18 protein-coding genes are annotated in these 18139 nt (G+C 61.0%); 13 read left to right on the top strand and 5 right to left on the bottom strand.

What is annotated here, in order from left to right; translation table 11 throughout:
• Nucleotides 1-50 precede the first annotated feature (50 nt).
• Entirely contained in the window at nucleotides 51-602 is a 552-nt protein-coding gene (locus ACO1VH_RS12045) for a hypothetical protein (protein WP_486244718.1), read from the bottom strand.
• Nucleotides 603-753: 151 nt separating this feature from the next.
• Here ACO1VH_RS12045 and ACO1VH_RS12040 point away from each other — a divergent pair, with 151 nt between their 5' ends.
• Both ACO1VH_RS12040 and ACO1VH_RS12035 read left to right on the top strand, forming a co-directional pair.
• Nucleotides 754-1539, top strand: coding sequence for a 5'-3' exonuclease (locus tag ACO1VH_RS12040; protein ID WP_486244717.1), 786 nt, complete (start codon nucleotides 754-756; stop codon nucleotides 1537-1539).
• A gap of 135 nt (nucleotides 1540-1674) precedes the next feature.
• A complete protein-coding gene (locus ACO1VH_RS12035) occupies nucleotides 1675-1965 on the top strand; it encodes a hypothetical protein (RefSeq protein ID WP_486244716.1) in 291 nt (96 codons plus the stop codon).
• Nucleotide 1966: 1 nt separating this feature from the next.
• On the opposite strand, the gene ACO1VH_RS12030 is transcribed toward ACO1VH_RS12035, so the two are convergent.
• Together ACO1VH_RS12030 and ACO1VH_RS12025 are read right to left on the bottom strand one after the other, a co-directional pair.
• Entirely contained in the window at nucleotides 1967-3490 is a 1524-nt protein-coding gene (locus ACO1VH_RS12030) for a YifB family Mg chelatase-like AAA ATPase (protein WP_486244715.1), read from the bottom strand.
• Between the two features lie 268 nt (nucleotides 3491-3758).
• Nucleotides 3759-3998, bottom strand: coding sequence for an accessory factor UbiK family protein (locus ACO1VH_RS12025; RefSeq protein WP_486244714.1), 240 nt, complete (start codon nucleotides 3996-3998; stop codon nucleotides 3759-3761).
• A 241-nt stretch (nucleotides 3999-4239) separates the two neighbouring features.
• Here ACO1VH_RS12025 and ACO1VH_RS12020 point away from each other — a divergent pair, with 241 nt between their 5' ends.
• From ACO1VH_RS12020 to metW, 10 genes are all read left to right on the top strand, one after another.
• Nucleotides 4240-4998 carry a TorF family putative porin gene (locus tag ACO1VH_RS12020; RefSeq protein WP_486244713.1) on the top strand — a complete coding sequence of 253 codons (759 nt, stop codon included), beginning with the start codon at nucleotides 4240-4242 and terminating at the stop codon, nucleotides 4996-4998.
• A gap of 14 nt (nucleotides 4999-5012) precedes the next feature.
• The gene (locus ACO1VH_RS12015; protein ID WP_486244712.1) at nucleotides 5013-5351 is read left to right on the top strand and encodes a P-II family nitrogen regulator; all 339 of its coding nucleotides are present in this window, start codon (nucleotides 5013-5015) and stop codon (nucleotides 5349-5351) included.
• Nucleotides 5352-5361: 10 nt separating this feature from the next.
• Nucleotides 5362-6753 carry an ammonium transporter gene (locus tag ACO1VH_RS12010; protein WP_486244711.1) on the top strand — a complete coding sequence of 464 codons (1392 nt, stop codon included), beginning with the start codon at nucleotides 5362-5364 and terminating at the stop codon, nucleotides 6751-6753.
• A gap of 192 nt (nucleotides 6754-6945) precedes the next feature.
• Nucleotides 6946-8244 carry a glutamate--cysteine ligase gene (gshA, locus tag ACO1VH_RS12005; protein ID WP_486244710.1) on the top strand — a complete coding sequence of 433 codons (1299 nt, stop codon included), beginning with the start codon at nucleotides 6946-6948 and terminating at the stop codon, nucleotides 8242-8244.
• A gap of 104 nt (nucleotides 8245-8348) precedes the next feature.
• Nucleotides 8349-9302, top strand: a complete 954-nt coding sequence (gene gshB, locus ACO1VH_RS12000; RefSeq protein ID WP_486244709.1) for a glutathione synthase — start codon at nucleotides 8349-8351, stop codon at nucleotides 9300-9302.
• A 55-nt stretch (nucleotides 9303-9357) separates the two neighbouring features.
• Nucleotides 9358-9765, top strand: a complete 408-nt coding sequence (locus ACO1VH_RS11995; RefSeq protein WP_486244708.1) for a PTS sugar transporter subunit IIA — start codon at nucleotides 9358-9360, stop codon at nucleotides 9763-9765.
• A 27-nt stretch (nucleotides 9766-9792) separates the two neighbouring features.
• Nucleotides 9793-10062: an HPr family phosphocarrier protein gene (locus ACO1VH_RS11990; RefSeq protein WP_486244707.1), complete on the top strand. Its 270-nt coding sequence runs from the start codon at nucleotides 9793-9795 to the stop codon at nucleotides 10060-10062.
• A 141-nt stretch (nucleotides 10063-10203) separates the two neighbouring features.
• Nucleotides 10204-11949 (top strand): phosphoenolpyruvate--protein phosphotransferase, encoded by a 1746-nt coding sequence (ptsP, locus tag ACO1VH_RS11985; protein ID WP_486244706.1) that lies wholly within the window; start codon nucleotides 10204-10206, stop codon nucleotides 11947-11949.
• A gap of 318 nt (nucleotides 11950-12267) precedes the next feature.
• Complete coding sequence (metX, locus tag ACO1VH_RS11980) at nucleotides 12268-13458, top strand: homoserine O-succinyltransferase MetX (protein ID WP_486244705.1); 1191 nt, start codon at nucleotides 12268-12270, stop codon at nucleotides 13456-13458.
• Nucleotides 13455-14057 (top strand): methionine biosynthesis protein MetW, encoded by a 603-nt coding sequence (gene metW, locus ACO1VH_RS11975; RefSeq protein ID WP_486244704.1) that lies wholly within the window; start codon nucleotides 13455-13457, stop codon nucleotides 14055-14057. The genes metX and metW overlap by 4 nt, the downstream gene beginning before the upstream one ends.
• Before the next feature lie 3 nt (nucleotides 14058-14060).
• On the opposite strand, the gene ACO1VH_RS11970 is transcribed toward metW, so the two are convergent.
• Nucleotides 14061-15425, bottom strand: coding sequence for an AmpG family muropeptide MFS transporter (locus ACO1VH_RS11970; protein ID WP_486244703.1), 1365 nt, complete (start codon nucleotides 15423-15425; stop codon nucleotides 14061-14063).
• 300 nt (nucleotides 15426-15725) lie between these two features.
• On the opposite strand from ACO1VH_RS11970, the gene ACO1VH_RS11965 reads away from it, so the two are divergent.
• Nucleotides 15726-16895 (top strand): putative sulfate/molybdate transporter, encoded by a 1170-nt coding sequence (locus ACO1VH_RS11965; RefSeq protein ID WP_486244702.1) that lies wholly within the window; start codon nucleotides 15726-15728, stop codon nucleotides 16893-16895.
• A 55-nt stretch (nucleotides 16896-16950) separates the two neighbouring features.
• Here the strand turns inward: ACO1VH_RS11965 and ACO1VH_RS11960 are convergent, their stop codons facing one another.
• Nucleotides 16951-18078, bottom strand: a complete 1128-nt coding sequence (locus ACO1VH_RS11960) for an MFS transporter (protein ID WP_486244701.1) — start codon at nucleotides 18076-18078, stop codon at nucleotides 16951-16953.
• Between the last annotated feature and the right edge of the window lie 61 nt (nucleotides 18079-18139).

The following is an 18139-nucleotide window of genomic DNA, read 5'->3' as shown; positions in this document are numbered from 1 at the left end:
CTATCATCGCTGTGATGTATGCGACGATGTTATGCCGAAAATGCAGTGCATCAATTGAATCGGAACGACGAAAAATAGGTATCGACCAGATCGCGCTGGACCGCTTTTTCGCTGCCGGTGACGACAAGCTGGTAGACGCGCCGTTCCTTGGCGAAGAAACGGGCGAACAGCACGCGAGGTTGACCGTTCGTTGCCGCATCGGCGGCACCCGACGCCGCGATTTCCGTGTAGGCCAGCATGCCTGCGCCGGCACGTTGCGATTGCGGCATCGTTGCCGTTTTCTCGTGCCGGACCGTGCCGCGGATGTTGTTGACCATTGCCGTCTTCATCGCGGCCAGCGAAGTTTGTGCCTGCGTCGCTTCGGGCAATTCGGCGATGCCGATGGCGAAAGTGATGCCGTCGACTTCCGTTGCTGTCATCGTCATCGCGGTTGTCATGCCATCCAGATCGATGCGTCGCGTGAACACGGCCGGCTTGGCCGGCATGGCGATCACGTAGGTTGCATCGTCGCCGCGGATTTCGCGCCAGTCGAATTTCGGCGAGCAGGCGGCTACTATTGCCAGCATCGTGACGAATGAAATGCGGAGCAGGAAAGGTTTCATGTAGGAAGAAACGGTGAAATGGCCGTCGTCATCAGAATGGTCTATGTTACATCGCGCGGCGCGGTTTCTTCCATGTGGCGAGATGCGTAGAATCTGCGGATGTTTGCAGTCAACCTGCCATGGATGATCACTGAACAATGATGGAACGCTGATGGGAAAACTGCTTGCGATCGACGGCATGAATATCGTGCGCCGTGTTTATGAAGCCAACGATGAAACGGAGCTGGAAGCCAAGGCGGAGCTTGCATTGCGGCATGCCTTGTCATCGTTCCGCAAATTGCTGGCCACGCATGCGCCAACGCACGTGCTGCCCGTTTTCGATGCAGGTGGACGGACGTGGCGGCACGACGTGTATGCCGCCTATCGCGAACAGCGCGAAGAGGTTCCCGCTGCGCTGCAGGCGGGCCTGGCCGGATTTTGCGCGCAACTCGGCGAATGGGGCTTGACGCCGGTTTCCGTCGAGGGCGTGGAAGCCGACGACGTCATCGCCACGGCTGTGCTGCGCTGGCTGCACGAAGGGCGCGGCGATGCGATCGTCGCTTCTACCGACAAAGACTTGCATGGATTGATCGCCGATGGCGCGTTGCTGTGGGACCACTTTCGCGGCGAGTGGCACGATGCGCAATGGGTCGAAGCGAAATTCGGCGTGCCGCCTGCGCTGTTGCCCGATCTGCTGGCATTGACCGGCGATGCGGCGGACGGCATTCCGGGCGTGCAGAAGGTCGGCGTGAAGACGGCGGCGAAGTTGCTGCAAAACTATGGCGATATCCATCGCATCATGGCCGGTGCCGGCATATTGAAGGACGCGCTCGGCGAACGGTTGCGGCAGGGCCGCGAGAATCTCGCAATCTCGCGGCAACTGGTTGCGCTGAAGACCGATGTGCGCATCGGCGTCAGTTGGAACATGCTGGCATTCGATATCGACAGTCTGCGCTGACACGCGGCAGGCAGGGTCGAGACGCTGCGGAACCTCGGCTGTCAGTGAAGGTCCATTCCGCATCACCGCATCACCGCATCACCGCATCATGCGATGCGGCAACGGCATCGATCTACTTCGCGAAAGGGAAACATCATGCGACGCATTCTTTTGACGGGTGTACTGGCTGCTGTGGCAGGCGGCGCGTTGGCTTCTTCGCCGGAAGCGTGGCAGGCCCTGTACAACCAAACGGCGCAAGCCTGTCTGAAAAAAAGCGTGTTGAAAGACGCGCGCATCGTGGACGGACCGGTGGTGTTCAATAACGCGATCGTCTATCGGATCAAGGGCATCCAGCCGCAGGCGAACGGTCAGGTCAGCAGCGCCTATTGCCTGCATTCGTATCCGGACGGCACGCCGGAAGTGGCAGAAAGCGTTCGCAAGCATTAGATCACTGTTCGCGCATAGCACGGCGGTACTGGATGGCTTCGGCCACATGCGCCTGTGCGACCGACGGCGCATCGGCCAGATCGGCAATCGTGCGCGCGACCTTCAGGACGCGGTGGTAGGCGCGCGCCGACCAGTTCAAGCGCATCATCGCCGTGCGCAGCAATTGTTCGCCGCCGGCATCCGGACGGCAATGCGCATCGATCTCACCGACGGTCAGCAGATTGTTGTGCTTGCCCTGGCGGGCATGCTGCCGTGAGGAGGCGCGCAATACGCGTTGTGCGACGGTATGCGACGACTCGCCTTGCGACTGTCCGGCCAGATCGTCATGCGCTAGCGCGCCGACTTGAATCTGCATATCGATGCGATCGAGCAGCGGACCGGAGATTTTTCCCTGATAGCGCGCGATGTTGTCCGGCGTGCAGCGGCATTTGTTGGAAGCGTGACCGAGGAAGCCGCATGGGCATGGATTCATCGCGGCAATCAACTGAAAATGTGCGGGGAAATCTGCCTGCCGCGCAGCACGTGAAATCGTGATGCGGCCGGATTCCAGCGGTTCGCGCAGGACTTCCAGTACGGCGCGGTTGAATTCGGGCAATTCGTCGAGGAACAGCACGCCGCGATGGGCCAGCGAAATTTCACCTGGCCGCGGCGTGCTGCCGCCGCCGACCAGTGCCACGCCGGATGCCGTGTGGTGGGGCGCCCGATAGGGCCGTACCTTCCAGCGTGACGTCGTGAAGCCGCTGGTCAGCGATTGCACGGCGGCCGATTCTAGCGCTTCATCGTCGGTCATCGGCGGCAGGATGCCGGCGAAGCGCGCCGCCAGCATCGATTTGCCGGTGCCCGGTGGGCCGACCATCAGCAGGCTGTGCGAACCGGCGGCGGCGACTTCCAGTGCGCGCTTGGCTTGCGCCTGGCCTTTTACGTCGGCCAAGTCGGGGTAAGCCGGCATTGTCCCCGATGGGAGAGCTTGATGACGTGCAAGCTTTGATGCACCGTCGCCTGCCGCGAAGTGGGCACAAACTTGCAGTAAAGAGTCGGCCGGCAGGATGGTCACGTCGTTGACCAGTGCCGCCTCATCTGCGTTGGCGCGTGGCAGAATGAATGCGCGATGTTTGCCGCTGCGGCCGCCATCGCGATGCATGGCGAATGTCATCGCCAGTGCGCCGCGAATGGGCCGCAGTTCGCCGGACAACGACAGCTCGCCGGCAAATTCATATTGATCCAGCGAATCGGCCGGCATCTGCCCGGAAGCAGCCAGAATGCCCAGTGCAATCGGTAGATCGAAGCGCCCGGACTCCTTCGGCAGATCGGCTGGCGCCAGATTGACAGTGATTCTTCTTGCGGGGAATTCGAAGCCGGCATTCTGCAGCGCTGCGCGCACGCGATCCTTGGATTCCTTCACTTCGGTTTCCGGCAGGCCGACGATAGTAAAGCTGGGCAGGCCGTTGGCCAGATGCACTTCGACAAGGACTTCGGGCGCTTGCATGCCGGCCAGGGCGCGGCTGGTCAGAACGGCGAGGCTCATTGTTCTCCCTTGTTTTGCGAATGTCTCTTCTACTTGTTATGTGTACCGGCACTGGATGCCGGGCAGTCGGTACGACAATCCGGAAACATGCGCCCTGCGCTGCACATCGTCCGACCCGTGATGTAGCGGTCAGCCCGCGGATTTGCATGCACGCACCTCGGGCATGGCTTCGGATGTCGTCCATGGCGTTGCGCTGCCATGAAGCGCGACGCGCATCGCACAGTATTTCAGGTGTGAGCGACAGCGAACGATGCCGATCAGTACCTGTTTATCCTTTCAACCGCGCTTCCAGTTCGGCAACCTGGGCTTCCAGTGCTTCCAGCTTGGCGCGCGTATTTGCCAGCACTTGCGCCTGCACATCGAATTCCTCGCGCGTGACGAGATCGAGTTTCGCGAATCCCTGACTCATCATGGCCTTCAGGTTTTTTTCGATGTCCTTTGCCGGCGAGTTTTCCAGCACCTGGTGAATCTTGTTCTGCATATCGTTGATGAAAGTGGACTTTTCCATCTGGGCCCCCTATAAAAGTGAAAATTCAGCACCATTCAGGTGCAATTTGGCGTGCATCGCTCGGGAACGGTGCAGGCCCATTAAGGTGCATGGAAAAGGTTATTTCCAAACTGCTTTTTGCACCGTGCTTCATAGAAAAAATGATAATACATCTGGAGAATCAAGCTGGCATGAGTCCTGCTAAATGTGGATCGAGGACATTCCAAAGTCTGGTTTCTACATTTACTTTAAAGGGAATATCATGAAAAAACTGATTCTTGCAGTCGCTGTGTCGGCCGCCTTCGCTGCCAATGTTTCTCATGCGCAGGAAGCTGCAGCACCTGCTCCAGACAATCAGTTCGCCTTCAATGCCGCATTCAGCACGGATTATCGTTTCCGCGGCATCTCGCAAACGCACGGCGATCCTGCCATTTCCGGCGGTGTCGATTACACGCACAATCCGACAGGTCTCTATGCCGGCGTATGGGCATCGTCCATCAAGTGGATCGACGATGCCGGCGGTGACAGCGATATCGAATATGACCTGTACGGCGGTATTCGCGGCGAGATCGTCAAGGATGTTTCCTATGATGTCGGCGTGCTGCGCTATTTCTATCCGGGCAGCGGCTTGGGCACCAATCCCGACACGACGGAAATTTACGGCTCTGTCGGCTATGGTCCGGTTTCCGTCAAGTATTCCCACGCTGTGACCAACGCCTTCGGTTTTGACGACAGCAAGAACAGCAACTATATCGAAGCCAATGCCAGCTTTGAAATCGTCGACGGCTATATGCTCGGTCTCCACGTCGGTCATCAGAAGATCAAGGGCGATCAACCGGTCGACGCAAGCTATACCGACTGGAAAGTCGGCGTGACAAAGGATTTCCCGATTGTGACGGTGACGCTGGCCGTGGTCGGCACGGACGCGGAGCGTGATGCGTATTCCTACGTCAAAGACAACGGCAGCACGCATTTCAACGGCAAGACCGGCGCAGTCCTGACCCTCAGCAAATCCTTCTAATCAAAGAGGCGAACATGAAACTGATTACCGCAATCATCAAGCCGTTCAAGCTGGACGAGGTGCGTGAAGCCTTGTCCGAGATCGGCGTGCAAGGCATCACCGTGACCGAGGTCAAGGGCTTCGGTCGCCAGAAAGGCCACACCGAGCTGTATCGTGGCGCAGAATACGTCGTCGATTTTCTGCCGAAGACCAAGATCGAAGCCGCCGTCGACGATGCCATCGTCGATCGTGCGATCGAAGCGATCGAAACGTCGGCGCGTACGGGTAAGATCGGCGACGGCAAGATTTTCGTCTATGACCTGCAACAAGTCGTTCGCATTCGTACCGGCGAAACCGGCAGCGAAGCTCTATAAGGGGAAAACAATGAGTATCAAGAAACTGTTCGCAAGCGCCCTGGCTGCCGGGGCCTTGTTGATGGCAGCCGGTGCCGGCATGCCGGCGATGGCGGAAGAGGCTGCCGCGCCGGCAGTAACCACCGAAGCACCGGTAGCGGCGCCTGCGGCAGAAGCGCCCGCTGCACCGGAGGCTCCCGCTGCGGCACCGACGCTGAACTCCGGCGACACCGCCTGGATGCTGACGTCGACGCTGCTCGTCATCCTGATGACGATCCCCGGTCTGGCGCTGTTCTACGGCGGCCTTGGCCGTTCCAAGAACATGCTGTCCGTGCTGATGCAGGTGTTCATGCTGTTCTCGCTGATTACCGTGCTGTGGGCGATCTACGGCTACAGCCTGGTGTTCGCGGGCGGCGGTTCCTTCGTCGGCACCTTCGACAAGCTGTTTCTGAACGGCATCGGCAAGGACACGCTGTCCGGCACGATTCCGGAGTACGTGTTCGCGTCGTTCCAGGCAACGTTTGCCGCGATCACCTGTGCACTGATCGTCGGTGCCTTTGCGGAGCGCATGAAGTTCGCCGCCGTAATGGCGTTTGCCGTGCTGTGGTTCACGTTCAGCTACATCCCGATGGCCCACATGGTCTGGGCGGCCGGCGGCCTGCTGTTTGAAGACGGTGCGCTGGACTTTGCTGGCGGTACCGTGGTGCACATCAACGCCGGTATCGCCGGTCTGGTCGGCGCCTATATGGTCGGCAAGCGCATCGGCTTTGGCAAGGAGGCGATGCCGCCGCATTCGCTGACGATGACGATGATCGGCGCTTCGCTGCTGTGGGTGGGCTGGTTCGGTTTCAACGCCGGTTCCGCGCTGAGCGCGGGCGGCGTTGCCGGCCTGGCCTTCATCAACACGATCCTGGCAACGGGCGCCGCCGCCGTGTCGTGGGTGTTCCTCGAAGCGATCCTGAAGGGCAAGCCTTCGATGCTGGGTGCCGCATCCGGTGCGGTCGCCGGCCTGGTCGCGGTGACGCCGGCTGCCGGCTTCGTCGGCCCGATGGGTTCGATCGTGCTGGGTCTGCTGGCAGGTGCAGTCTGCCTGTGGGGTGTCAGTGGCCTCAAGCGCATGCTGGGTGTGGACGATGCATTCGACGTGTTCGGCGTCCATGGCGTCGGCGGCATTCTCGGTGCGATCCTGACCGGCGTGTTTGCCTCGCCGGCGCTGGGCGGCACCGGCGCAGCCGACTATGCGATGGGCCATCAGGTGCTGGTGCAGATCAAGAGCGTGGTCATCACGCTGGTCTGGTCGGGCGTGGTTGCCTTCATCGCCTACAAGCTGGTGGACATGACGATCGGCCTGCGCGTCGCGGACGAAGCGGAACGCGAAGGTCTGGACATCACCAGCCACGGCGAATCGGCCTACTACTCGTAATTGTTTCTCCCCGCGCAAGCGGGTTTGCAAAAGCGCCTTCCGGATTCCGGGAGGCGCTTTTTTCATATGGACCTTTAAAATTTGCATAACGACCCTAATCTGCATAGGCCGGATCAATCGAATCCGGAGGCGCGATCGGATTTTCCGTTTAGAATCAAGCGTCTACAAAGATAGTCAACGCCAAAGGTTTATATGGTTCCGCACCTCGTCACCGCCCTCAACGGTCCGCTGCTCGATCTGGAAAAGAAGATTCTCACCGCCACGCCGGCCATCGAGCGCTGGTTCCGCCTCGAATGGCAGGAACACACGCCGCCTTTTTACTGTTCGGTGGATTTGCGCAATGCGGGCTTCAAGCTGGCGCCGGTCGATACCAACCTGTTTCCGGGCGGCTTCAACAACCTATCGCCGGAAATGCTGCCGCTGGCCGTACAGGCGGCGATGGCCGCCATTGAGAAATATTGTCCGGATGCCAAGAATCTGCTGATGATCCCGGAAGGGCATACGCGCAACACCTTCTATTTGCAGAACGTCGCGCGACTGATGCAGATTTTCCGCCAGACGGGTTTGAATGTGCGCCTCGGTTCGCTGTCGCCGGACGTCAAGAAACCGACGCCGATCGAATTGCCCGACGGCAGCACGCTGACGCTGGAACCACTGGAACGCTCCGCCAACGGCCGCCGCGTCGGCCTGAAGAATTTCGATCCGTGCACGATCCTGCTGAACAACGACCTGTCGTCCGGCCTGCCGTCCATCCTGGAAAACATCCACGAGCAGAACCTGCTGCCGCCGCTGCATGCCGGCTGGGCCGTGCGCCGCAAGACCAATCACTTCGCTGCCTACGACGAGGTGGTCAAGAAATTCGCCAAGCTGATCGACGTCGATCCGTGGATGCTCAATCCTTTCTTCATGAAATGCGACGGCATCGATTTCAACGACCATACCGGCGAGGAATGCCTGGCCGCCAACGTCGACACGCTGCTGGCGAAGATGCGCAAGAAGTACAAGGAATACGGCATCAAGGAAAAGCCGTTCGTCGTCGTCAAGGCCAATGCCGGCACCTATGGCATGGGCATCATGACCGTGCACGATGCGTCCGAGGTCAAGGACCTGAACCGCAAGCAGCGCAACAAGATGGCCGTGCTGAAGGACGGACTGGAAGTGACCGACGTCATCATCCAGGAAGGCGTGCCGACCTTCGAGCACATCAACGAATCGGTGGCCGAGCCGGTGGTTTACATGATCGACCGCTACGTCGTCGGCGGTTTCTATCGCGTGCATGCGGATCGCGGCAATCACGAAAACCTGAACGCACCGGGCGCGCATTTCGTGCCGCTGGCGTTTGCGCATCAGCATGCGCTGCCGGATTACCAGGCCAAGCCCGGCACGGCCGCGCCGAATCGTTTCTACATCTACGGCGTCGTTGCGCGACTGGCGTTGCTGGCGGCTTCGCTGGAGATGGAAAAGACCGATCCGAATCCGGAAGTGTACTGAGCGGAGATTGCCGTCGCGCCGTATCGAAAAAGCCGCTTGATGGCACAATGGCATATTCCACGGTCGCTTGAGCGGCCGCGACGAGATTTCCCGGGATACATCGAATGAAACTGGCTTTCATCGCCGATCCGCTGGACGGCTTCAAGATCTACAAGGACACTACCTACGCGATGATGGCGGAAGCGGCACGCCGCGGCCATGCGATCCATGTCCTGCAGCACAAGGACATGGCGTTCGAAGGCGGCCGCGTGGTGGCCAATGTCGCACGCGTGACGCTGACCGGCGACCAGGACGACTGGTATCGCATGGATGCGCCGCTGGAGCGCGAGCTGACATGGTTCGATGCGGTGCTGGAACGCACCGATCCGCCGTTCAACATGGAATACATCTACGCGACCTATCTGCTGGAACTGGCGGAAAGGCAGGGCGCGCGCATCTTCAACAAGCCGCAGGCAATCCGCGACTTCAACGAAAAGCTGGCGATCGCGCAATTCCCGCAATTCATCGCACCGACGCTGGTGACGGCCGATGCGGCACGCATCCGCGCCTTTCACCATCAGCATCGCGACATCATCCTGAAGCCGCTGGACGGTATGGGCGGCATCGGCATCTTCCGCGTGAAGGACGATGCGATGAATCTTGGCTCCATCATCGAGACGCTGACGCACAACGGCCGCCAGACCATCATGATCCAGCGCTACATCCCGGAGATCACGCAGGGCGACAAGCGCATCCTGCTGATCGGCGGCGAGGTCGTGCCGTACTGCCTGGCGCGCATTCCGCAGGGCACCGAGATTCGCGGCAACCTGGCTGTCGGCGGTGTCGGCGTGGCGCGCGAGATTTCGGCGCGCGACCGCGAGATCGGTACGGCGCTGGCGCCGGTTCTGCTGAAACGCGGCCTGTTGCTGGTAGGATTGGACGCCATCGGCGACTGGATGACGGAATTGAACGTCACCAGCCCGACCTGTTTCCAGGAAATCCGGCAGCAGACGGGGTTCGACGTGGCCGCGATGTTCGTCGACGCGCTGGAAAAACACGTCGCGACGTGGAATGCCTGACGGCATGTGCACGGAAACGGCATTGAAGCGTTAAGTTGAAGGGTAGGTAAAACCGATGGTCGGGATTCTGTTGTTGACGCATGCGCCGCTCGGACAGGCGTTCATTTCCGCGGCGACGCATGTATTCCGCACGGCACCGGAACGGCTGACGGCGCTCGACGTCATCGCCGACCAGGACCCGCGCGAAGTGGAGCGGCTCGCAAAGGAGGAGATCGCGAAGCTGGACGACGGTTCGGGGGTGCTGGTCATCACCGACGTGATGGGCGGCACGCCGTCCAACTGCACGCTGGGTTTGTGCAATGCCGAGAACGTGGCCATCATCGCCGGCATCAGCCTGCCGATGCTGCTGCGCGCAATCACTTACCGCAACGACACGCTCGACGTCGTGGTGGAAATGGCGCTGGCCGGTGGCCAGGGAGGAGCGGTCAGGGTGGACAACCGCGTCCGGCTGGCACCGAATTGAATCCGCAACATAAAGCTAGAAGAAAAAATGATCGAACAGGAAATCGAAATCATCAACAAGCTGGGCCTGCATGCACGCGCATCGGCCAAGCTGACGCAACTGGCGGCCAAGTACAAGAGTGAAGTCTGGATGACGCGCAACAAGCGCCGCGTCAACGCCAAATCCATCATGGGTGTGATGATGCTGGCGGCCGGCAAGGGCGCGAAGGTCACGCTGGAGACGAACGGCCCCGACGAGCGGGAATGCTTCGACGCGATCGAATTGCTGATCAAGGATAAATTCGGCGAGGGCGAATAAGCCTCTCCGATGGGCGCGCCCGTTGCATCGCAATGGCGCGTCAACTCTGCATAGTTGTGTGTTCTTCTGCGCTTAATTACCGGGTTGTTACCTGTTTAATTGCACATTGTTGCGCCACGTTCACCGAACAGACGAATTTCGATGACATCTTTCACGCTACACGGTATTCCGGTTTCGCGCGGCATTGCCATCGGCCGTGCGCACCTGCTTGCGCCCGCTGCGCTCGATGTCGAGCATTACCTGATTGCCGACGATCAGGTCGAGGCCGAGGTCGCACGCCTGCAGTCTGCGATGGCGGCGGTACGCACCGAACTGCAGACCTTGTGGAGCGAACTGCCGAAGGAAGCCCCGGCCGAACTCGGCGCCTTCATCGACGTTCATGCGCTGATCCTGTCCGATCCGATGATCGCCGACATGCCGCTCGACATCATCCGCACGCGCAATTACAACGCCGAATGGGCATTGGTGACGCAGATCGAGGAACTGTCTTCGCAGTTCGAGGAGATCGAGGATGCCTATCTGCGTGAGCGCAAGGCCGACGTCGAACAGGTCGGCGAACGTATCCTGAAGCAGTTGATGGGCAGCGCTGCTTTGCTGCCGAAGAATGCCGACGGCGACGGCCCGCACATGATCGTCGTCTCGCACGACATCTCGCCGGCCGACATGCTGCAGTTCCGCGATCGCGCCTTCGGCGGTTTCATCACCGACGTCGGTGGTCAGAACTCGCATACCGCGATCGTCGCGCGCAGTCTGGACATCCCCGCCACCGTCGGCGTGTCGTTCGCATCCGCACTCATCCGCCAGGGTGACTGGATCATCATCGACGGCGATGCCGGCGTGGTGGTGGTCGACCCTGCGCCCATCGTACTCGAGCAGTATCGCGAGAAACAGGCGCGCCAGCTGCGCGAACGCAAGAAGCTTGGCAAGCTGAAAAAAATGCCGTCCGTCACGTTGGACGGCACGCCGGTCACGTTGCTGGCGAACATCGAATTCCCCGACGATTGCGCGCATGCGCTGGAAGGCAGTGCGCACGGCATCGGCCTGTTCCGCTCCGAATTCCTGTTCATGAACCGTGCCGGCAACGTCAACAAGCTGCCGACCGAGGAAGAACAATTCCATTCGTACAAGCAGGCCGTGATCGCGATGAAGGGCCGTCCGGTCACGATCCGCACGCTGGACATCGGCTCCGACAAGCCGATCGACGAGGATGAGCAGACTGCGCTGAATCCGGCGCTCGGCCTGCGCGCGATCCGCTACTGCCTGACCGAGCCACAGATGTTCATGACGCAGCTACGCGCGATCCTGCGCGCATCCGCGTTCGGCCCGATCAAGCTGCTGATCCCGATGCTGTCGCATGCATCCGAAATCGACCAGGCGCTGGCGCTGATCGAGCAGGCCAAGGCGCAATTGCGTGCCGAGAAGATCAAGTTCGATGCCGAGATTCCGGTCGGCGCGATGATCGAGGTGCCGGGCGCGGCGCTGGCGTTGCCGATGTTTATCAAGCGACTGGATTTCCTGTCGATCGGCACCAATGATCTGATCCAGTACACGCTGGCGATCGATCGTGTCGATCACGAGGTCGCGCACCTGTACAACCCGCTGCATCCGTCCGTGCTGTATCTGCTGTCGTCAACGATCGCGATGGCGGCCAAGGCGGAAGTGCCGATTTCGGTGTGCGGCGAGATGGCGGGCGACATCAAGATGACGCGCCTGCTGCTGGGCATGGGTTTGCGCGAATTTTCGATGCATCCGGCGCAACTGCTGTCGGTGAAGAATGAAATTCTCAACAGCGATCTGACGGTGCTGGAGCCGGCTACGCGCAAGATTTTGCGCAGCTACGAGCCGCAGGCGATTGCTGAAGCGGTCGAGCGCCTGCAGGCCTTGTAGCCGGAAGGCAGTTGCAGCGTCAGTCCGCGCCGACGATCGCGATTGCCGGCGGTTGTTATTTTCACATCGGAGATCCTGTTGCAGGTGAGACCGGCCGTTTGACGCAGCCGGGCGACTTGTTTATTCTTACGTCATTGCGCCGATTTGACACCAGCTTGCGGGCGCACAACAAATACGGCTAAAGCGCGTGCTCGAAACGAGTCCCGAATTAGCCCGAACGTCCAAGCGTCGTCGGGCTTTTTTGTTTTTTGCGAAATGTTTTTGCAAATCGGGAAGCCGCTGCCTGCACGTCGAATGGCGTTTCTCCTGATGGATAACATGAGTTCTCTCGGAATCGTTTCCCCACAATCGATGTTCTTTCCCGAGCCGCTGCAGTTGCAGAGCGGCGCGCAGATCGCCGATTACACGCTCGTCTACGAAACCTACGGCACGCTGAATGCGGACCGTTCGAATGCCATCCTTATTTGCCATGCGCTGAATGCATCGCATCACATCGCCGGCCGCTATGGTGAAGATGCCGGCAGCGTCGGCTGGTGGGACAACATGGTCGGTCCCGGCAAGCCGGTGGATACCGACAAGTTCTTCGTCATCGGCGTCAATAATCTCGGTTCCTGTTTCGGCTCGACCGGTCCGATGCACACAAATCCGGCCACCGGCAAACCCTACGGCGCCCATTTTCCGGTCGTGACGGTGGAAGACTGGGTGCAGGCGCAGGCGCGCCTGGCCGATCGCTTGGGAATCGAACAATTCGCGGCCGTGATGGGCGGCTCGCTCGGCGGCATGCAGGCGCTGAGCTGGAGCATCCTGTTTCCGCAGCGCCTGCGTCATTGCGTGGTGATCGCGTCGACGCCGAAACTGTCGACGCAGAACATCGCATTCGACGACGTCGCGCGACAGGCGATCCTGACCGATCCGGATTTTCACGGCGGCGATTTTTACGCGCATGGCGTGGTGCCGAAGAACGGCTTGCGCGTGGCGCGCATGATTGGCCACATCACCTATCTGTCTGACGACGTGATGGCTGCCAAGTTCGGCCGCGATCTGCGTTCGGGCAAATATCAGTTCGGCTACGGCATCGATTTTGAGATCGAATCGTATCTGCGCTATCAGGGCGACAAGTTCTCCGAATACTTCGATGCGAATACCTATCTGCTGATCACAAAGGCGCTCGACTATTTCGATCCAGCCAAGAATTTCGGCGGTGACCTGACCAAGACGCTGGAAAACACGCAGGCGGAATTCCTGCTCGTCTCGTTCACGACCGACTGGCGCTTCGCGCCGGAACGCAGCCGCGAGATCGTCGAGGCGCTGGTCAACAACCGCCGCAAGGTGAGCTACGCCGAGATCGACGCGCCGCATGGCCACGATGCCTTCCTGCTGGACGACGTGCGTTACATGAATGTCGTGCGTTCCTATTTCGGAAATGTGTGGCAACAGATGCAGCAACCGACACAACAAGTCGTGCAACAGCCGACGCAAGCGCATCCGACGGAAGGAGCGCACGCATGAATTTCAGGGAATTGAGCGGCTTCCGTCCGGACCTCGCCTTCATCGCGCACTGGGTGAAGAAGGAATCGCATGTGCTGGATCTCGGCTGCGGCGATGGCGTGATGCTGGATTATCTGCAGACGGACAAGGAGTGCAGCGGCTACGGTATCGAGATCGACGATGCAATGATCCCGAAGTGCATCGCACGCGGCGTACATGTCATTCAGCGCGATCTGGAATCGGGTTTGTCCATCTTCGACGACAACGCCTTCGATACGGTGCTGTGCCTGTCTGCATTGCAGATGATGAAGAACGTCGAAGGCGTGCTGCGCGATATTGCCCGTGTCGGCCGTGATGCGATTGTGTCGTTTCCAAACTTCGCCTACTGGCCGCATCGCATTGCGCTGCTGCGCGGCCGCATGCCGGTGTCGAAGAGCCTGCCGTACGACTGGTACGACACACCCAACCTGCGTTGTGCGACGATCCGCGATTTCGAGGAACTGGCGGCCGAGGTGGGCTTGCAAGTGATCGAATGCGTGGCGCTCGACGACGGCAAGCCGGTGAACTTCCTGCCGAACTGGCGCGGCAGCCTCGCCGTGTTCCGCCTGCGGAAGATCTGAGCGTTACGTTTCGTCCGATGGCACGGCCGTTGTGCCGGCCGCGGAATTCTTCGGCGGTACGATGCGTGCCGCCAGCCACAGCAGGACGATCACGGGCACGCCCAATAGCGCCGTGCCCGTGAAGAAATTCGCATAGCCGAAGGCATCCACGTAAGCGCCCGAATAGCCGGCCAGGAATTTCGGCAGCAACAACATGATCGAGCTGAACAGCGCGTACTGCGTCGCCGAATAGCTGATGTTGGTCAGGCTCGACAGATAGGCGATGAAGGCGGCGCTGGCGATGCCGCTGGCCAGATTGTCGGCCGATACCACTGCGATCAGCGCCGTCACGTCGTGGCCATGGCCGGCCAGCCATGCAAACAGCAGATTGGTCAGTGAACTCAGCACCGCACCCAGCGCCAGGATGCGCATCATGCCGAAGCGCATCGACAGCACGCCGCCGACGAAGGCGCCGGCCAGCGTCATCACGATGCCGAACACCTTGGTGACCGCCGCCACCTCGTCCTTCGTGTAGCCCATGTCGACATAGAACGGATTGGCCATGATGCCCATCACGACGTCGCTGATGCGATAGATTGCGATCAGCGCGAGTATCGTGACGGCCTGCCAGCGATAACGGATGAGGAAATCGCGGAACGGGCCGACGACGACATCGTCCAGCCATGCTGCTACGTTCTTCGCCGGCGACAGCGCGCGCTGCACTGGTTCCGGCGCAAAGAAGACCGTGATGACGCCGACCAGCATCGATGCCGCCATCGCCAGATAGGCGACGCGCCACGCGCCTTGCTGGTAGCCGTCGATGCCGGCGACTTCGGCGCGCGCGGCAATCCACAGCACGCCGGCGCCGGCCCAGATCATCGCCAGCCGGTAGCCGGTCTGGTAGCTGGCCGCCAACGCCGCCTGCCGGTCGGTGTCGGCCGATTCGATGCGGAAGGCGTCGAGCGCGATATCCTGCGTGGCGGAACCGAACGCCACCATCAAGGCGCACCAGACGATGGGCTCCAGTGCGGTATGCGGATCGTTCGTCGCCATGCCGACGAGCCCGGCCATGATCGCCAGTTGCGACAGCAGCAGCCAGCTGCGGCGGCGGCCCATGCTGCGCGTCAGCAGCGGAATCGGCAGGCGATCCACCAGCGGGGCCCAGGCCCATTTGAATGCGTAGGCGAGGCCGACCCAACTGAGATAACCGATCGTGCTGCGGTCGATGCCCGCTTCGCGCAGCCAGAAGCTCAGCGTGCCCAGCACCAGCATCAGCGGCAATCCGGCGGAAAAACCGAGGAACAGCATGCGCAGGGCGGCGGGTTCGCGATAGACCTTCAGCGTGTCCAACCAGGAACGCCTTGCCGTACCGCTGTTGCGAAAAATCATGTTTGCTGTCCGGATCGAGTGCGGGATCGAGTGAAGTGCCGGTATGTGACCGGCAGTGTGGGATGCTGACACAAGCGCAGGGATGCGGCAAGCGAGCGTGAACAAGGCATGGTTGCTGTGGGTTTGGCCGTCTATTGTGTCGTGTATCGCGCGACCCGATCACATGGCTTGATAGTGCGATTCGATTGTGTGACGCGATTGCATGATTCAAATACGCGGTTTATTACGGTTTATCATGGCGCATCCTTGGCAATTCCTTCATGGTCTTTCTTCACGGCGCACGACACAGGCAGCTTATCCATGAGCGAACCGAATCTTCCTTCTTCCGCTGCGCAGCCGCGCCGCAACCGCTACGACCGCATGGAGTGGGCCGGCGCGTTCGGCGATCTCGGCACGCTGATCCCGTTCGTCGCGGCCTACATCGGCGTGCTGAGGATGGATCCGTTCGGTGTGCTGTTCGCGTTCGGCACAGCGATGCTGGTGTGCGGACTCTATTACCGCACGCCGTTCCCGGTGCAGCCGATGAAGGCGATCGGCGCAGTCGCCGCCTTGCAGGCCGTGCAGACGGCGACCGTCACGCCGGCGGCGGTCTACAGTGCGGCACTGGCGACCGGCATCATCTGGCTGTTTCTGGGCTTGAGCGGATTGGCGGCACGCGTGGCGAAGTTGGTTCCGCCGACGGTGGTGGTCGGCATCGTGTTCGGCCTGGGTTTCGGCTTCATGCTGGAAGGTGTGCGCATGATGCACAACGACTGGGTGATCGCTGCGATCGGTGGTATCGGCACCATGCTGCTGATGGGCAACCGCAGCGTGCCGGCGATGTTCGTGCTGCTGACGTTCGGTATCGCCGTCGGTGCCTATCGCGATCCGCAATCGCTGACGGCGCTGGTGCAGGCCGGCGCGACTTTCCATGCACCGACCTTCGCGCTGTCGACGCTGACGTGGAACCAGCTCTTCGTCGGCATCGTATTGCTGGCCTTGCCGCAGGTGCCGCTGACACTGGGCAACGCGGTGATCGCGATCAAGGAGGAGAACAACCGGCTGTTTCCGGATCGTCCGGTCAGCGAAAGCGGTGTGGCGGCCTCGACTGGCATCATGAATCTGTTCAGCGCAGTCTTCGGCGGCGTGCCGATGTGCCATGGCGCCGGCGGCATGGCCGGGCATATCGCATTCGGTGCGCGTACCGGCGGCGCACCGGTGATTCTCGGCTGCGTGCTGCTGGTGCTGGCTTTCTTCTTCAGCGGTTCGGTCGAGTTGCTGTTCCGCCTGTTTCCGATCGCCGTACTCGGCGTGATCCTGTTCCTGACCGGCGCGCAACTGGCGCTGGGCAGCAGCGCCTTTCCCGAGGACCGTGGCGGCCGTGTCGTCGTGCTGCTGACGGCTGCACTGTGCATGTGGAACGTCGGCATCGGCTTCGTGGCGGGACTGATGCTGCATCACATGCAGCGGCGCGGCTGGCTGCATTTCTGAGCGGCTGAATTGAATACGCTGATTTGAACGCTGGATTGGCTGCCGGAATAGTCGCTTATTCCAGCCAGCGTGCGCGGCTGGCGGCAATCGCGATGGCGACCGCCAGCACACCGATGAAAGCGATGCCTGCCTGCAATCCCCAACCCTGCGTGAGAAAGCCGACTACCGGCGGACCGAGCAGGCCGCCGCTGTAGCTGAAGGTGGCGACGGCCGCCAGCGCAGTCGAGCCGTGACGACCGGCGGCACTGAACGTGAACGGGAAGACCGCTGCCAGTCCCGCACCGGCCAGTGCGAAACCGGCGATCGTCAATGGCACGTTCAGTGCCAGTGTCGCGATGAAGACGCCGCACGCTGCCAGCAGCGCGCCCAGCGATACCACGCGGCGTGCGCCGAAGCGATCCTTCAGCGGATCGCAGACCAGCCGTGCCAACAGCATCAGGCAGGCGAAGCCGGCGAATGCCAGCGGCGCCACGCCGTCGTGCACATGCAGTTCATCCTTCATGAAGACGCCGCTCCAGTCGGCGATCGATCCTTCTGCCACTGCGCCGCAGAAACCGATGAGGCCCAGCGCAATGACCGGCCCGTGCGCAATCGCGAACAGCGCATGTCCCGGCTCCGGTTCGACACGATCCGGCGGCAAGGCGCGGTAGGCGAGTGCCAGCGGCGGCAGCAGCAACAGCGAGGTTGCAAGGAAATGCACGAGCGGTGTGATCGCCAGGCCGGCCAGCAGGCTGCCGAGCAGCGAACCCGACAGCGTGCCGACGCAGAACCAGGCGTGCAGCAGCGACATCGTCGAGCGGCCTGCGGATTTTTCCTGCGCGGTGCCGAGCGCGTTGATGGCAACGTCGAAGCAACCCGAGCCGGCGCCCAGCACGACGACGGCCATCACCAGCAGCGGCATATTGGGTGCCAGTGTCGTGCATGGCAGAACGGCAATCAGTGCGAGCCCGGCATACCAGGCGGCGCGCCGTGCGCCGTAGCGCGCGACCATGCCGGCCGCCAGCGGAAACGAGGCGACGGCGCCGAAGCCGCCGCCCAGCAGCACGATGCCCAACTGCGCCGGCGTCAGCTGCAGGCCATCGCGGATCGCCGGAATGCGTGCCGCCCACGATGCATAGATGATGCCGAGCAGGATGAAGAGGAAGGGCGTTGCGACAGTGCGCAAACGAAATGAAACGGGCATGAGACAGGATGTCCTGATAAAGGAGAGATTGTATTGCGTGTCAGGCGTTGCCGCTGCCGAT

The sequence above is a fragment of the Oxalicibacterium sp. genome (assembly GCF_057353965.1).
This window is presented reverse-complemented; position numbering and strand designations above follow the sequence as displayed.

Bases quoted from the DNA above. Each gene is read 5' to 3' on its own strand.
- ACO1VH_RS12040 (WP_486244717.1), top strand. From the start codon at position 754: ATGGGAAAACTGCTTGCGATCGACGGCATGAATATCGTGCGCCGTGTT.
- metW (WP_486244704.1), top strand. From the start codon at position 13,455: ATGAATTTCAGGGAATTGAGCGGCTTCCGTCCGGACCTCGCCTTCATC.
- ACO1VH_RS11970 (WP_486244703.1), bottom strand. From the start codon at position 15,425: ATGATTTTTCGCAACAGCGGTACGGCAAGGCGTTCCTGGTTGGACACG.
- ACO1VH_RS12030 (WP_486244715.1), bottom strand. From the start codon at position 3,490: ATGAGCCTCGCCGTTCTGACCAGCCGCGCCCTGGCCGGCATGCAAGCG.
- ACO1VH_RS12015 (WP_486244712.1), top strand. From the start codon at position 5,013: ATGAAACTGATTACCGCAATCATCAAGCCGTTCAAGCTGGACGAGGTG.
- metX (WP_486244705.1), top strand. From the start codon at position 12,268: ATGAGTTCTCTCGGAATCGTTTCCCCACAATCGATGTTCTTTCCCGAG.
- ACO1VH_RS11965 (WP_486244702.1), top strand. From the start codon at position 15,726: ATGAGCGAACCGAATCTTCCTTCTTCCGCTGCGCAGCCGCGCCGCAAC.
- gshA (WP_486244710.1), top strand. From the start codon at position 6,946: ATGGTTCCGCACCTCGTCACCGCCCTCAACGGTCCGCTGCTCGATCTG.
- gshB (WP_486244709.1), top strand. From the start codon at position 8,349: ATGAAACTGGCTTTCATCGCCGATCCGCTGGACGGCTTCAAGATCTAC.
- ACO1VH_RS11990 (WP_486244707.1), top strand. From the start codon at position 9,793: ATGATCGAACAGGAAATCGAAATCATCAACAAGCTGGGCCTGCATGCA.
- ACO1VH_RS12035 (WP_486244716.1), top strand. From the start codon at position 1,675: ATGCGACGCATTCTTTTGACGGGTGTACTGGCTGCTGTGGCAGGCGGC.
- ACO1VH_RS11995 (WP_486244708.1), top strand. From the start codon at position 9,358: ATGGTCGGGATTCTGTTGTTGACGCATGCGCCGCTCGGACAGGCGTTC.
- ACO1VH_RS11960 (WP_486244701.1), bottom strand. From the start codon at position 18,078: ATGCCCGTTTCATTTCGTTTGCGCACTGTCGCAACGCCCTTCCTCTTC.
- ACO1VH_RS12025 (WP_486244714.1), bottom strand. From the start codon at position 3,998: ATGGAAAAGTCCACTTTCATCAACGATATGCAGAACAAGATTCACCAG.
- ACO1VH_RS12010 (WP_486244711.1), top strand. From the start codon at position 5,362: ATGAGTATCAAGAAACTGTTCGCAAGCGCCCTGGCTGCCGGGGCCTTG.
- ACO1VH_RS12045 (WP_486244718.1), bottom strand. From the start codon at position 602: ATGAAACCTTTCCTGCTCCGCATTTCATTCGTCACGATGCTGGCAATA.
- ACO1VH_RS12020 (WP_486244713.1), top strand. From the start codon at position 4,240: ATGAAAAAACTGATTCTTGCAGTCGCTGTGTCGGCCGCCTTCGCTGCC.
- ptsP (WP_486244706.1), top strand. From the start codon at position 10,204: ATGACATCTTTCACGCTACACGGTATTCCGGTTTCGCGCGGCATTGCC.